At 50.6% G+C, this 13,693-nt stretch carries 14 protein-coding genes; 4 read left to right on the top strand and 10 right to left on the bottom strand.

The window, feature by feature from the left end; all coding sequences use genetic code 11:
* Nucleotides 1-104 precede the first annotated feature (104 nt).
* A complete protein-coding gene (gene sbcD, locus M975_RS01580; protein WP_064556971.1) occupies nt 105-1,322 on the top strand; it encodes an exonuclease subunit SbcD in 1,218 nt (405 codons plus the stop codon).
* Nucleotides 1,319-4,471 carry an exonuclease subunit SbcC gene (sbcC, locus tag M975_RS01575; protein ID WP_064556969.1) on the top strand — a complete coding sequence of 1,051 codons (3,153 nt, stop codon included), beginning with the start codon at nt 1,319-1,321 and terminating at the stop codon, nt 4,469-4,471. Before sbcD ends, sbcC begins: the two co-directional genes overlap by 4 nt.
* Nucleotides 4,472-4,577: 106 nt before the next feature.
* On the opposite strand, the gene mak is transcribed toward sbcC, so the two are convergent.
* Complete coding sequence (gene mak / locus M975_RS01570; RefSeq protein ID WP_064556968.1) at nt 4,578-5,489, bottom strand: fructokinase; 912 nt, start codon at nt 5,487-5,489, stop codon at nt 4,578-4,580.
* A gap of 125 nt (nt 5,490-5,614) precedes the next feature.
* Between mak and rdgC the strand changes: the two genes are divergently transcribed.
* The gene (gene rdgC, locus M975_RS01565; protein ID WP_064556966.1) at nt 5,615-6,526 is read left to right on the top strand and encodes a recombination-associated protein RdgC; all 912 of its coding nucleotides are present in this window, start codon (nt 5,615-5,617) and stop codon (nt 6,524-6,526) included.
* A gap of 84 nt (nt 6,527-6,610) precedes the next feature.
* Here rdgC and ppnP read toward each other — a convergent pair whose 3' ends face one another.
* The 5 genes from ppnP to M975_RS01540 all read right to left on the bottom strand — a co-directional run bounded on the left by ppnP (nt 6,611) and on the right by M975_RS01540 (nt 9,243).
* Nucleotides 6,611-6,904, bottom strand: a complete 294-nt coding sequence (ppnP, locus tag M975_RS01560; protein WP_064556964.1) for a pyrimidine/purine nucleoside phosphorylase — start codon at nt 6,902-6,904, stop codon at nt 6,611-6,613.
* 80 nt (nt 6,905-6,984) lie between these two features.
* Nucleotides 6,985-7,662 (bottom strand): AroM family protein, encoded by a 678-nt coding sequence (locus M975_RS01555; protein WP_064556962.1) that lies wholly within the window; start codon nt 7,660-7,662, stop codon nt 6,985-6,987.
* Between the two features lie 279 nt (nt 7,663-7,941).
* Nucleotides 7,942-8,133, bottom strand: coding sequence for a YaiA family protein (locus M975_RS01550; protein WP_064556960.1), 192 nt, complete (start codon nt 8,131-8,133; stop codon nt 7,942-7,944).
* A 44-nt stretch (nt 8,134-8,177) separates the two neighbouring features.
* Entirely contained in the window at nt 8,178-8,702 is a 525-nt protein-coding gene (gene aroL / locus M975_RS01545; RefSeq protein WP_064556958.1) for a shikimate kinase AroL, read from the bottom strand.
* Nucleotides 8,703-8,781: 79 nt separating this feature from the next.
* Nucleotides 8,782-9,243 (bottom strand): YaiI/YqxD family protein, encoded by a 462-nt coding sequence (locus tag M975_RS01540; protein ID WP_064556956.1) that lies wholly within the window; start codon nt 9,241-9,243, stop codon nt 8,782-8,784.
* 160 nt (nt 9,244-9,403) lie between these two features.
* Here M975_RS01540 and proC point away from each other — a divergent pair, with 160 nt between their 5' ends.
* Nucleotides 9,404-10,213, top strand: coding sequence for a pyrroline-5-carboxylate reductase (proC, locus tag M975_RS01535; RefSeq protein WP_064556954.1), 810 nt, complete (start codon nt 9,404-9,406; stop codon nt 10,211-10,213).
* Between the two features lie 32 nt (nt 10,214-10,245).
* Here proC and adrA read toward each other — a convergent pair whose 3' ends face one another.
* The 4 genes from adrA to M975_RS01515 form a co-directional block, all read right to left on the bottom strand.
* Entirely contained in the window at nt 10,246-11,373 is a 1,128-nt protein-coding gene (adrA, locus tag M975_RS01530; RefSeq protein ID WP_425338989.1) for a diguanylate cyclase AdrA, read from the bottom strand.
* A 90-nt stretch (nt 11,374-11,463) separates the two neighbouring features.
* Nucleotides 11,464-11,781, bottom strand: coding sequence for a PsiF family protein (locus tag M975_RS01525; protein WP_064556950.1), 318 nt, complete (start codon nt 11,779-11,781; stop codon nt 11,464-11,466).
* A 142-nt stretch (nt 11,782-11,923) separates the two neighbouring features.
* Entirely contained in the window at nt 11,924-12,184 is a 261-nt protein-coding gene (iraP, locus tag M975_RS01520; RefSeq protein ID WP_064557640.1) for an anti-adapter protein IraP, read from the bottom strand.
* 250 nt (nt 12,185-12,434) lie between these two features.
* A complete protein-coding gene (locus M975_RS01515) occupies nt 12,435-13,655 on the bottom strand; it encodes a multidrug efflux MFS transporter (RefSeq protein WP_064556949.1) in 1,221 nt (406 codons plus the stop codon).
* Between the last annotated feature and the right edge of the window lie 38 nt (nt 13,656-13,693).

The following is a 13,693-nucleotide window of genomic DNA, read 5'->3' as shown; positions in this document are numbered from 1 at the left end:
CTGTTCAGCAACCCATCAATTTCATTTATGACACAGAGATATATGCCGTTTTTTACCTCGTCCCCTTATAATCGGGACTTCATTTTTAAGCCACCGGACAGGTCATGCGCATAATTCACACATCAGACTGGCATCTTGGTCAAAATTTTTATACCAAAAGTCGCGGTCCTGAGCACCAGGCTTTTCTTGAATGGCTGCTCAAAGCTGCCGTTGAAAATGATGTGGATGCCATAATCGTCGCGGGTGACATTTTTGATACCGGCTCACCGCCAAGCTATGCGCGAGAACTGTATAACCGCTTTGTGGTGCAGCTCCAGGCGACGGGATGCTCGCTCGTGGTGCTGGCAGGAAACCATGATTCAGTGGCGACGCTCAACGAATCCCGCGAGCTTATGGCCTGCCTGAACACATATGTGATTGCCAGTGCCCGCCATGATGCCAGCCAGCAAGCTATCCGGCTCAATACCAAAAGCGGCCAGGCGGGTGCGATTCTCTGCCCAATCCCGTTTTTGCGCCCGCGCGATATTCAAAGCAGCCAGGCGGGACTGTCCGGCCATGAAAAACAGCGTTCTTTAATGGAAGCCATTAGCGAACATTATCAGCAGTGTTATCGCGCAGCCTGCGATTTACGCGCTGATGCCAAGCTGCCGATTATCGCCACCGGGCATTTAACGACCGTCGGCGTGACAAAAAGCGATGCAGTACGTGACATCTATATTGGCACGCTCGACGCCTTCCCGGCGCAACATTTCCCGGCGGCTGATTACATCGCGCTTGGTCATATTCACCGTGCGCAATTGATTGGCGGCACCGAACATATTCGTTATAGCGGATCGCCCATTCCCTTAAGTTTTGACGAAACAGGCAAGACCAAGAGCGTTTATCTGGTGGAGTTTGACGAGGGTAAACTTCATGAGGTCACCCCACTGACTGTTCCTGTTAGCCAGCCGTTAGCGGTCATCAAAGGCTCGCTGTCTGAAATTGAACAGCAACTAGAACAGTGGCGCGATGCCCCCGCAGAACCCAAAGTGTGGCTGGATATCGAAATCGCCACCGATGAATACCTGCATGATATGCAACGCCATATCCAGCAAATCACCGAAACGCTGCCAGTAGAAGTGGTGTTGCTGCGCCGTAGCCGTGAGCAGCGCGAACGCGTTATCGCCCAGCAGCATAAAGAAACCCTGAGTGAACTCACCGTTGAGGAAGTTTTTGAACGCCGCCTGGTTCAGGAAGAGACCACGGAAGAACGCGCGCAACGCCTGCGCACTCTGTTTGCTCAAACCGTTGCCAGTCTGCATGACACGGAGGAACAGGCATGAAAATCCTTAGCCTGCGGTTAAAAAACCTCAACTCCCTGAAAGGGGAATGGAAAATTGATTTCACCCGCGAGCCTTTTGCCAGCAACGGTCTGTTTGCCATCACCGGGCCAACCGGTGCCGGGAAAACCACCTTGCTGGATGCGATTTGCCTCGCGCTTTACCACAAGACTCCGCGCCTCAACACGGTCTCGCAATCCCAAAATGATTTAATGACGCGCGACACCGCTGAATGCCTGGCGGAAGTGGAGTTTGAAGTTAAAGGTGTGGCATACCGCGCTTTCTGGAGCCAGAACCGGGCGCGCAACGCGGTAAACGGCAATCTACAAGCCCCGCGTGTCGAGCTGGCAGAAGTGGAAAGTGGCAAGATTGTCGCCGATAAAGTGAAAGATAAGCTAGATATCACCGCCAAACTGACCGGGCTGGATTACGACCGTTTCACCCGCTCAATGATGTTGTCTCAGGGGCAGTTCGCCGCCTTTTTAAATGCCGATGCCAATGACCGTGCCTCGCTGCTCGAAGAACTGACCGGCACTGAAATTTACGGCACCGTTTCTGCGGCCGTTTTTGAAAATCATAAAAATGTGCGCAGCCAACTTGAGAACCTGGAAGCTCAGGCCGCAGGCGTGGCGTTATTAGGCGAAGAGCAGCACCAGCAGCTCTCTCAACGTTTGCAGGCACTTACTTCAGAAGAAAAAGCACTGCTTGAACAACAAGTTAAATTCCAGCAGCACCAGCACTGGCTCGGCCAGCTTTCACAGTTCACGCAAAACTATACGCACGTCGAACAGGCGTTGAGTGCGGCAACACGCGCAATAGCAGAAGCAGCACCGCAATTAGAAAAACTGACTCGCGCACAACCCGCAGAGAAGTTGCGCCCGGACTGGCAGCGTTTGCAAGAACTCCAGGCCACGCTGCAAAGCACGCGCATGCAAAGTAAAGAAGTGAATGCTCGCTTACTTAACGCAAAGCAGCGCCGCCAACAAACGCGGCTCGCAGCGGCAAGCCAGGCCGTAACACTGAACGAGGAAAACACTCAGCTACAAGAGTGGTTCAAAACGCACGACCGTTATCGCCTGTGGGGCGCTGAGCTGGCGGGCTGGCGCATGGCCTTTAGCCAGCAACAACGCGATGCGACTCAGTTACAAACGCTGCAGCAAAATATTGAAGCCAGCCAGAAAAAACTGGCGTTGCTACCTGCGGTTGCTCTGACACTTAACGCAGATGAAGTGAGTGCTCATTTACAATCAGCAATCGCTGCACGCCCCTTGCGCCAGCAGCTTGCTGCGCTACAACCACAGTTATCTTCATTATTAAAACGCAAAACGCTTCAGCAACAAGAGGTTGCAGAACTTGAAAAACAGATAGCTCAGGGCGATGCGGAACTGGTGCTAAAACGCCAGCGTTATAAAGAGCGTCGCCAACATGAAAGCGACTTAGAAAAAGTCTGTGAACAGGAGTTGCGCATTGTCAGCCTCGAAGCTGAACGCGCACATTTACAGCCTGACACGCCTTGCCCGCTGTGCGGTTCCACTCAACACCCGGCAGTCGCTGACTATCAGGCCATTCAGCCCGGTGAAAACCAGCAGCGACTCGTGGCACTGAAACGGGAAGTGGCAAGCCTTGCAGAAGCAGGCTTTGCGATGAAAGGCCAGCTTGATACGCAACGCAAACAGCATGCAAACCTTATCGCCACAATGAATGGGCTGGATGAGGAAGAAACTGCCCTACGTCTGCGCTGGCAACAGCTTTGCGCCAGTCTGCAACTGGCCCTGACACCAGAAGATGATATTCAACAGTGGCTCGATAGTGAAGAACTGCGCGAGCAGCAGTTATATCAGTTAAAAGAACGGATTGAGCTGGAAGAAAAGCTTTCTCAGGCGCAGCTTCAACACCAAAAACTGGCGGCTGAAATAGCCTCGCAACGCGAAACGCTGAACGCAGTTCTCGAAAATGCCGGTTTGCAGCACCCAGCCCACGGTGAAGAAAATAGCTGGCTGACGCAGCGCCAAAATGAATCAATGCAATGGCAACAGCGCAGTGAGCAACTTCCACGTATACAGCAACAACTGAGTGCGCTGGAAAGTGTGCTGAGCACTCTGGTTGACGATGGCACCCTACCTGCACCGTTATCCGAACATGAACAAACTGCGGCGTTGCAGAACTGGCACCAGTTGCACAGCGATTGCATTGCCCTGGAAAGCCAATGGCAAACACTGCAACAGCAGCAACAGCAAGAAGAAAACCGCTTCGCTCAGGCAAACGCGCAGTTCCTGAATGCGCTCGCAGTGAGCGCGTTTGCTGATGTGGAATCATTCCTGGCAGCATTGCTGGATGAAAGCGAACGGCAGGCTCTGGAGCACAAAAAACAGCAGCTTGAGCAACAGCAGCAGCAACAAACCGTTCTGTATCAGCAAGCTGAAAAAGCGCTGCAAGAGCACCGTGCCGCCCGCCCTGAGGCACTGGCAGACGATGCACAATTAAGCGTATTGCAAGAACAGCTGGCTCAATGCAATCAACAACTGCGCGAGAACACCACTCAGCAAGGTCAGATTCAGCAGCAATTGCGCCACGATGCAGAAAACCGCCAGCGCCAACAAGGGCTGATGCAGGCTATTGTCGAGTGCCGCCAGCAAGTTGAAGACTGGGGTTATCTCAACGCGCTGATTGGCTCGAAAGAAGGCGATAAATTCCGTAAGTTTGCCCAGGGGCTGACGCTCGATAATCTGGTATGGCTGGCCAATAACCAGCTCAACCGCCTGCACGGGCGCTATTTGTTGCAACGCAAAGACAGCGAGGCTCTGGAATTGCAGGTGGTAGATACCTGGCAGGCCGATGCAGTGCGTGATACGCGCACACTTTCTGGCGGAGAGAGTTTCCTGGTCAGCCTTGCGCTCGCACTGGCACTTTCAGACCTGGTCAGCCATAAAACACGAATCGACTCGCTATTCCTTGATGAAGGTTTTGGCACACTGGATGCCGAAACGCTGGATACCGCGCTGGATGCGCTGGACACGCTGAATGCCAGTGGAAAAACCATTGGCGTCATCAGCCACGTCGAAGCGATGAAAGAGCGCATTCCGGTGCAGATTAAGGTGAAGAAGATTAACGGGTTAGGCGTGAGTCGCCTGGCGAAAGAGTTTGCGGTGTAATCCTCACCCCGACCCTCTCCCTGACAAGGAGAGGGAGCAGAACGAAAACAGCACTCTGATCTCGTCCCCTCGCCCCTTTGGGGAGAGGGTTAGGGTGAGGGGAAAATTACTTCTCAAGCGGCCACAACCACGCGGCACCGCGCACACCGCTTGAATCACCGTGCACTGCTTTACGAATCGGGGTTTCGCATTCACCACCAAACACCCACGGTTTCACCAACTGCGGCACCGTTTTGTACAAGCGTTCGTTATTGCTCATCCCACCACCCAGCACGATCACATCGGGATCAAGAATATTGACGATGTGAGCCAGTGATTTTGCCAGGCGCATTTCATAACGGGCGATCGCAAGCTCAGCAACGGGATCTTGTTGATCGACTAAATGCATGATCTCATTGCCTTTGAGAGGCTTCCCGCTCAGGCGACGGTAATCAGTGCCAAAACCTGTGCCGGAAATAAAGGTTTCGATGCACCCTTGTTTGCCACAGTAGCAAGGCACTTCCTCACGAAAACGCAGCTCGTCTTCATCCATCCACGGTAAGGGGTTGTGGCCCCACTCGCCCGCTGTGCCGTTGCCGCCAATCAGGCTACGGCCATTAATGGCAATACCCGAGCCACAGCCGGTCCCGATGATTACCGCAAAGACTATCCCGGCACCCGCTGCTGCGCCGTCTATGGCTTCAGAAACAGCCAGGCAGTTGGCATCGTTTGCCAGACGCACTTCGCGACTGAGCGCATCACACAAGTCTTTATCGAACGGCTGCCCGTTAAGCCAGGTTGAGTTGGCGTTTTTTACCACGCGGGTATAAGGCGAAATCGAACCAGGGATCCCAATACCGACCGTGCCCTTTTCACCCGTGGCTTCTTCTGCAAGGCGCACCAGTTCAACAATAGTAGCGATGGTCTGCTGATAATCGTTTTTCGGCGTCGGCAGGCGATGGCGGAAAAGTTGTTTACCGTCATTCCCCAGTGCGATCACTTCTGTTTTTGTTCCACCTAAGTCGATACCAATGCGCACAGCAGCCTCCTCATTTAGTTAGCGTTATCAACAGAATAGAATTACCACCCCGTAAAGGCAATGAAACACGGCGGCTGATTCGTTATCATGCCCGCTGCGCTTAACTGACAGTCCGGGAAATAATCATGCTGTGGTTCAAAAATTTAATGGTTTACCGTTTAAGCCGTGACATCACGCTTTCAGCTGATGATATGGAAAAACAGTTGGCCGAGTTCACATTCACCCCATGCGGTAGCCAGGACATGGCCAAGACCGGCTGGGTGTCGCCTATGGGTTCGCACAGCGATGCATTAACCCATGTCGCTAACGGGCAGATTGTGATTTGCGCCCGTAAAGAAGAAAAAATTCTCCCCGCGCCAGTGATTAAACAAGAACTGGAAGCAAAGATCAGCAGACTTGAAGCTGAACAGGCTCGTAAGCTGAAAAAGACCGAGAAAGATTCTCTGAAAGATGAAGTGCTGCACTCTTTGCTGCCACGCGCTTTCAGCCGTTTCAACCAAACAATGATGTGGATCGACACCGTAAACGGTTTGATCATGGTCGACTGCGCCAGTGCCAAGAAAGCGGAAGATACTCTGGCTTTGCTACGCAAAAGCCTCGGTTCACTGCCGGTTGTTCCGCTTGCGCTGGAAAACCCCATTGAGCTGACATTGACTGAGTGGGTTCGCTCCGGTGATGTGCCTGCAGGCTTTGCATTAATGGATGAAGCCGAGCTGAAAGCCATTCTCGAAGGCGGCGGTGTAATTCGCTGTAAGCAGCAGGATCTGGTTTGTGATGAGATTGCAGCGCATATCGAAGCTGACAAAGTCGTGACGAAACTGGCGCTCGACTGGCAAGAACGTATTCAGTTTTTGGTCGCCGACGACGGTTCGATTAAGCGCCTGAAGTTTGCCGATACGCTGCGCGACCAAAACGAGGATATTGACCGTGAAGATTTCGGTGGTCGTTTTGATGCAGATTTTATTCTGATGACGGGTGAACTGGCGGCGTTGATTAAGAACCTGGTGGAAGCATTGGGCGGCGAAGCACAACGCTAACATTTTCAGAAGAGAATATTTTACCCTAAATAATTCGAGTTGCAGGCAGGCGACACACCTGCAACTTGAAGTATGACGGGTAAATTATTTATCAGCTAAATAACGGCAAAGATACGATGTAGGTTCAGCCACTTGTAAATGGAACTCACTGTGCCCAGGAACATGGAACACGGTGCCCGCCGCATAAGTTTTCCACTCGGTTTCACCCGGCAGTAAAACATTCAATGCACCACTGATGACTGTCATTTCTTCTGGTTGAGCTGTGCCAAAAGTATATTCACCTTCAACCATGACCCCAACACTCGCGCGGCCAGTGCTGCTGCTGGTAAAACCAATAGATTTCACTTTACCGGAAAAGTACTCATTACTTTGAAGCATGACCAGGCCCTTTTTAAAATAGTTGAAAAAACAATATAGAGGGGAAGTTAAGAGCCTGTCACGTAAATTATTACCCGCCGTTATGCGAGCAATTCTGACGCTAAACGAGCAATCAGCACGTTCGATAACAATACCGGGACATCTAAGGATTTTTGCAACAAATCGCGATGTTTTTGGTGGAAACCAAGGCAGTCCAGAACCAACACATCCGCACCACCCTCAACCAGTTTCTTTCCTGCATCGATGAGATCTTGCTCAGTTCCATGAACGGGATTCGCCAGTTCATACTTCGGTTCGCTTTGGAGTAACTCCCACTTTTTATGCTGGTATTTCAGCATTTCAGGAACGGGCAGAATGATACCGACCTGGTGCCCGTGGACTATCGAAGCCACCAGCGGCGGGATAATGCGCTCAGGTTCCAGCAAGATACCGTTACGTATCGAGAGATTGGCTAAGCGGTGAGTGCTCATCAGCAAAATGACATCGAAACCCTGGTTATCCAGCACTTCAATCACACTTTGCAACGCCTGTTCGACTTTCTGCTTCCCAACATAGGCCAAAATGTTACCGGATAGCAGTGTCAGAAGCTGTTCTTCACCGGGTGACGGGGAAAAATCAGCCATCACTTCGTCATACGAAAGGCTGCCTAACAGACTGAAAGTTTTAATTTGTTCTTCAGAAATATGATCGGTGAGTAACGGCAGTACTTCACTGACCGGAACGACACCGATAGTCAGGATTGCCAATGTTTGTTTCATGTTTCGTTCCGCCCTTGTCCCATATCAGCCCCTCATTGCTGCACTGGTATCTTTCCTGTGAATGATACTCTGCCGAGGGTCGCTCAATAATTAACCACAAAGCGTAGCAGCATTATTGCAGAGCATCTGCCGGAATATTAAACGAAACGTCAATGACATCTATACAACATCACGATAATGAATTGTTAACAACAACATTGCGCAAAAGGTGTGATTAATCACCAGACCATTGAGTTAACTCAAAAAAGGAGGGGGATTCATGGCGTCCTTGCCGGGATATTACGTTTTTTGCGGATCTTCATAGCGCCGCTTAGCATCCAGCGCTTCTTGTTCAGTTTCGTGCTCGCTTATCAGCGTATCAGGATGGGGATGGTCGGCACGAAGTTGATACCAGGTCACAGTCTGGTCTGTGGCACCCTTTTCAACACTAACAATACGTGCTTCGCGGGGATATGGAGGATTGCTCGCCATCGCTCTTCCTTTGGTGATGAATGAGCGTTAAGTATAGCCAGGAATCAGCTGGCGCGAGCCGTACGCAGAGCCGTCAGTACCGCCTCTACAATTTCAGCCGGAGGGCGAGTCGCATCAACGACATGGTGTGCAGCCTGGTTGTATAACGCTTCACGTGCGGCAAGAACTTCAACGATTTCATCGGTGATCGGCCGCCCTGTCAGGGTTGGGCGTTGGCCTTCTTCCGGGAATGCTTCTAAACGTGAAGCCAGAATTTGCGCGGGTGCACGCAGGTAGATAACCACACCATGCTCGCGCATAAACTGCCGATTACTTTCGGCAAGAATCATACCGCCGCCTGTCGCGATAACCGTACCCGGCGCCGTAACACTTTGCAGCGCGCCCGATTCGCGGCGGCGAAAACCTTCCCAGCCCTCTTTCGCCACAATGTCGGCAACGCTCATTTTTGTGCTTTCTAAAAGGTAGTGGTCGGTATCGACAAAGTTACAGCCCAATGCCTGCGCTAATGCAACACCCACGGTTGTTTTGCCACAACCTCGTGCGCCGACTAAATAAATGGGTTGAGTCATCGGTGGCTAATCCTTAGAAGTCCGCCAAAGAGTGTCATCATACCAGCAAGCTAGTACGTGGAATAGAATTTCATCGGTATTAAGCGCTTTTTGAACGGCTCGCGGCTAACAGCCACTTTTCAAGTTCATTAGCAAACAGCTGACGGTCGCGTTGGTTCAGGCTGTCAGGCCCACCAGTCTGTACGCCACTGGCTCTCAATGTATCCATAAAATCGCGCATCGTCAGGCGCTCACGAATAGTAGCAGGTGTGTAGAGTTCACCACGAGGATTTAACGCAATCGCGCCCTTTTCCAGCACATCAGCCGCCAGCGGAATGTCGGCTGTAACCACTAAATCACCTTTTTCGCAGCGGCGTACAATTTCGTTGTCTGCCACATCAAAACCGGTCGCCACTTGCAGGGTACGAATAAAACGCGATGGCGGCGTTTTCAGCCCCTGGTTTGCCACCAGCGTCACCATGACTTGCGCGCGTTCCGCCGCGCGAAACAGCACTTCTTTGATCACTTTTGGACACGCATCTGCATCCACCCAAATTTGCATGACGACTCCTCGTTGTCAGTGGGAATGAAAGGGATCTTGCCGTGCTTTTCCGGCAATCGCCAACTTTATCTTTGCCTGCTGTTTTGCCTGGACGTAGCGTGAGCGATGGAAACCACGTTAAGCTATGCTCATCACACAACTCAAAAGATGGAGTGAGACTTTGGATAAGAAAATTGGATTTATTGGTTGCGGCAACATGGGAAAAGCCATCCTGGGTGGCCTGATCGCCAGTGGACAGGTACTTCCAGGTAATATCTGGGTCTACACACCTTCGCCCGATAAAGTGGCAGCCTTACACGACCAGTACGGTATTAATGCGGCGCAAAGCGCACAGGAAGTGGCACAGATCGCAGATATTGTTTTCGGCGCCGTGAAACCGAATGTGATGCTAAAAGTGCTGGGTGAAGTCAATTCCAGCCTGAATAAAGACACCGTCGTGATTTCCATTGCAGCGGGCATAACGCTGGACTCACTGGCGAAAGCATTAGGCCATGACCGCAAGATTATCCGGGCCATGCCAAACACCCCTGCGCTGGTGAATGCGGGCATGACGTCAATTACGCCGAACGCGCTGGTGACGTCAGAAGATATCGCCGATGCGGTGAATATTTTCCGCAGTTTTGGGCTTGCCGAAGTAGTGTCGGAAACCCTGATTCATCCGGTTGTTGGGGTTAGCGGCTCAGCACCTGCTTATGTGTTTATGTTTATTGAAGCTATGGCTGATGCTGCGGTGCTAGGCGGAATGCCACGCAAACAAGCGTATCAATTTGCAGCACAGGCTGTGATGGGTTCAGCCAAAATGGTGCTTGAAACCGGCCAGCATCCAGGTGAATTGAAAGATATGGTTTGTTCTCCAGGCGGTACGACGATTGAAGCGGTAAAAGTTCTGGAAGAGAAAGGTTTCAGAGCGGCGGTAATGGAAGCCGTGGTGAAATGTATGGCGAAATCCGAGCACCTGGGTAAATCATAATATTAACGCCCTCTCCTGTTTTCAGGAGGGGGTTATGCTGCGATATCAGCCACTTCAGTACGGCTACGCCCGAGATTTTTGGCTTTATACAACGCCACGTCAGAAGATTTTAGCCACTCGCGATAATTCACCATACTCTTATCAAATTCCGCCACCCCTACGCTGATACGCAGACAAAAATGCGGTGCGTGCGGTAACCGGAACTCCCCAAGATACTCCCGAACGCGGTCTATTGCCTGTATGGCACTTTCTTGTGACGTACCGGACATAATGACGCCAAACTCATCGCCTCCAAAGCGCCCTATCACATCGGTAATGCGCAATGTGAGCTGCAAATGTTCGGTAATCGCCAGAATGGCCTCATCGCCGACGTCATGGCCGAATGAATCGTTGATCGACTTGAAGTGGTCAATATCGATGAGAATCAACGTCGCACTGCGCTGGTAGCGCTGGCAGTTGTCATACTCGCCGTGCAACAAATGCTCCCAGTGGCGACGGTTATAAACGCCGGTCATACCGTCACGGGTACTCATGTGCATCAGACGTCGTTTATGTTCGGAAAGTTTGAGTGCTGTCCGGTAGCTGACCAGCCCAAAGTATGTGGGGTATATCAACAGGAACGGCAGGCAAATCCAAACCTGTGAGGGCGTAGTTTCCAGATTAACCGGTATCTGGAATAAACCCGTTATCAACAGACAACTGAACGTTATCAAGCCCAGGCCGCCGAGGAAAAGTTTCAAGCCACCACAGCCAACGTTATTCATGCTGATCATGGCGAGAATTAACGCCGATGGCAGTGCATTAAAGCCCATTAATGCAATCCACACGCCGCCCATCAATGAATCAATCATCAAGTTACGGGTTTCAGCCCCTGCCGGGTCTGATGAGCGGTCGGCCGTTTGCCATGCGAAGTGAGGCCAGATAAAGCCATATGTGATGAGCAACAGCCACCACCATCCGGACACGGGTTGCATGACCAACACCGATGCGACGCAAAAGAAACCCGTCGCCAGCCCAATGATTCTGGGAATGTAAAGGCGGCGGGCAAAGCGCCGCCCCGACCTATGGCTGTCTTCATCAAGGTACGTTGAGCTTTCCATAATTCCCCCTGGAAGCCATCTACCAGAACTGTGTTCATCACTCATGATAATTAGGAATATTCTGAAATATTTGCCGTAATTATAGAAAGTTTAATCAGGGGGAAAGTATGATTTTTTGGGTGAGCCAGCGGAGCGACTCACCTGTTCAGGCTACTTGGGTTGTTTTTTCAGGCAATTACTCATGAAAGTTTTTCGCGTATCGCCGGATAACGTTTGCCTGGCCGCCTCTGCATTACACTCTTTCATTTTCTGCTGTTGAGGCGTCAGACTTTTATCTGCTGGCGCAGATTCACTGTTCTTAAGGCAGTTACTCATATAGGTTTTGCGCGCGTCACCCTTCAGGGTTTGCGATGTCGCCTGTTGGTTACAGGTTGTCATGCGTTGCTGTTGAGGAGTCATCGCTTTATCTGCTGCGACCGCTGACCCAACAACACCGGCAAATAACACCATCATCAATACTGTTTTCATAGCACCATCCTTTTTAGCGAGGTGCTTTAATTTTGGTTTGTATATGCAGAAAAGGCGAACAGCCCAAAGTAATTTTGGGATATATCGTGCAGCGCTGCTTCTTGTAAAAATATCAATGCTGTAAACATAACGATGGCGAGAATCACTCGCGCGGGTGAGTCAGCAACTTATCGAGATATTGTTTTAGCAGTTCAGCATCATGAGAAGTGACCGTCTCTGCAGGGTGAACGTCATGTAAGGCACCTTCAATATTGCTGATGATCGCCTCTCTATCGTTCTGTTCCATCCGGCGCAGCATAGCGGTAACCACTATTTCAAGAGCCTCTATCTGTGCGATAAACTCTTTCGACTCTTCTTCTTTTTCGGCGAGTTTAACCAGTAACTCAGAGATCAGATTCTTCATATTTGCTGCCCACAATAATTTGAATCCTGACGTTAGCATTCCTGTTTCAGGTTGCCTAGAGGGGCAGCATAACTATTTTTATATAATAAGATAAATATGTGCTACACAGCAAAATATTGAGTGTGGCGTAATTAAGAGCAGGGTTGTTATTTCACGTCTAAAAATAACCCATAAGTTTCCATAAAATATAATTACGGTCACTTTTCACACAGGCATATTTAAAGTACAACTCAACATTAAATATAATAAATTAGGGTGCAGCCTGGTTGCGCATTTCATCCTGGCGCTTTTTGCGCCTGAGCATAACGGCCAGTTGCCACACATTCAGCAACACCACTAAGGCCGTGGCGATAAATACCCAGCGGTAGCCTGCCATCGCTGAAACGCCAGCGCCGATTAGTGGGCCAACCACATTACCAAGATACATAAACGATTGATTATAACCAAAAATACGCCCAGTCACCTGGTCGCTGGAATATTTAACCAGCAAAGTTTGAACCGCGGGTAACATTGCACCATCAGCAAAACCGAGTAAAAAACGCAGTGCGGCGAGTTGCATCGGTGATGTCACCCATGACATGGCAAAGAACAATATCACGGAAAAAATCAGCGTCGCCATTAATACTCTGGCGGTACCGATGCGGTCTCCTAGCTTGCCCAATCTCGGTGCTGAAATAAGCGCTGAAATACCCGGTACTGCCGCAATAAAACCGCTGATAAAAGCGATATTGTTACTTTCCGGAGAAAGGTGTTTGATAAACAGCGCAAGTATTGGCCCCACGGAACCATTACAAAGTTGAATGACCATCGTCGTGACAAACAGGCTTATCATTAATTTAGGATAAGGCAGCGAAGCAAACACCGCTTTCCCTGATAAACGGTCGGCTTTACTGATATTTGGCCGGCCGCCTTCTTTAATCAGAAATAACGTCACTAAAAAACTCACCATCAACAGCGCAGCGGTGACGTAAAAAACCATACGTAAGCCAAGGGTATCGGCCATATAACCGCCCAATAATGGGCCAACAATAACGCCACTGATTTGCGCGGTAGAAAGTGTGCTTAATGCCCACCCACTGCGTTCACGCGGGACTTGCGAAGCAACTAAAGCCATGGCATTGGGAATATAACCAGAAGTCAGCCCCATGACGGCGCGCAGAATAAAAAGCTGCCAGACGTTAGTCGCAAATGCCTGTAATAAAATAGCGATAGCCATGCCCAACGAGGCACGCAGAAGCATTAATTTTCGGCCTTTGCGATCGGCAAGGCTTCCCCACATCGGCGAAACAATCGCGGAGACCAGAAAGGTTACGCTGAAGGTGAGCCCGGACCACATTGATAACGCTTCGTGAGATGTCACACCCAGTTGTTCAACGTAGAGCGGTAAAAACGGCAGAATTTGGCTGATGGCTAACCCGGTAAAAAAGCAACCGAACCACACCGAGATAATATTGACCTTCCAGGATTCCATACCATGCACGCTTTATGAGTGGGGTTAAAAAAGATCAG

Origin of the sequence: Buttiauxella brennerae ATCC 51605 (assembly GCF_001654925.1) — a bacterium.
Lineage (GTDB): Bacteria > Pseudomonadota > Gammaproteobacteria > Enterobacterales > Enterobacteriaceae > Buttiauxella > Buttiauxella brennerae.
Note: the sequence above shows the minus strand (reverse complement) of the source record. Positions and strands in the feature narration are given on the sequence as shown.

Coding starts and splice junctions, on each gene's coding strand:
- sbcD (WP_064556971.1), top strand. CDS start 105: ATGCGCATAATTCACACATCAGACTGGCATCTTGGTCAAAATTTTTAT.
- sbcC (WP_064556969.1), top strand. CDS start 1,319: ATGAAAATCCTTAGCCTGCGGTTAAAAAACCTCAACTCCCTGAAAGGG.
- rdgC (WP_064556966.1), top strand. CDS start 5,615: ATGCTGTGGTTCAAAAATTTAATGGTTTACCGTTTAAGCCGTGACATC.
- ppnP (WP_064556964.1), bottom strand. CDS start 6,904: ATGCTTCAAAGTAATGAGTACTTTTCCGGTAAAGTGAAATCTATTGGT.
- M975_RS01555 (WP_064556962.1), bottom strand. CDS start 7,662: ATGAAACAAACATTGGCAATCCTGACTATCGGTGTCGTTCCGGTCAGT.
- M975_RS01550 (WP_064556960.1), bottom strand. CDS start 8,133: ATGGCGAGCAATCCTCCATATCCCCGCGAAGCACGTATTGTTAGTGTT.
- aroL (WP_064556958.1), bottom strand. CDS start 8,702: ATGACTCAACCCATTTATTTAGTCGGCGCACGAGGTTGTGGCAAAACA.
- M975_RS01540 (WP_064556956.1), bottom strand. CDS start 9,243: ATGCAAATTTGGGTGGATGCAGATGCGTGTCCAAAAGTGATCAAAGAA.
- M975_RS01525 (WP_064556950.1), bottom strand. CDS start 11,781: ATGAAAACAGTATTGATGATGGTGTTATTTGCCGGTGTTGTTGGGTCA.
- iraP (WP_064557640.1), bottom strand. CDS start 12,184: ATGAAGAATCTGATCTCTGAGTTACTGGTTAAACTCGCCGAAAAAGAA.
- M975_RS01515 (WP_064556949.1), bottom strand. CDS start 13,655: ATGGAATCCTGGAAGGTCAATATTATCTCGGTGTGGTTCGGTTGCTTT.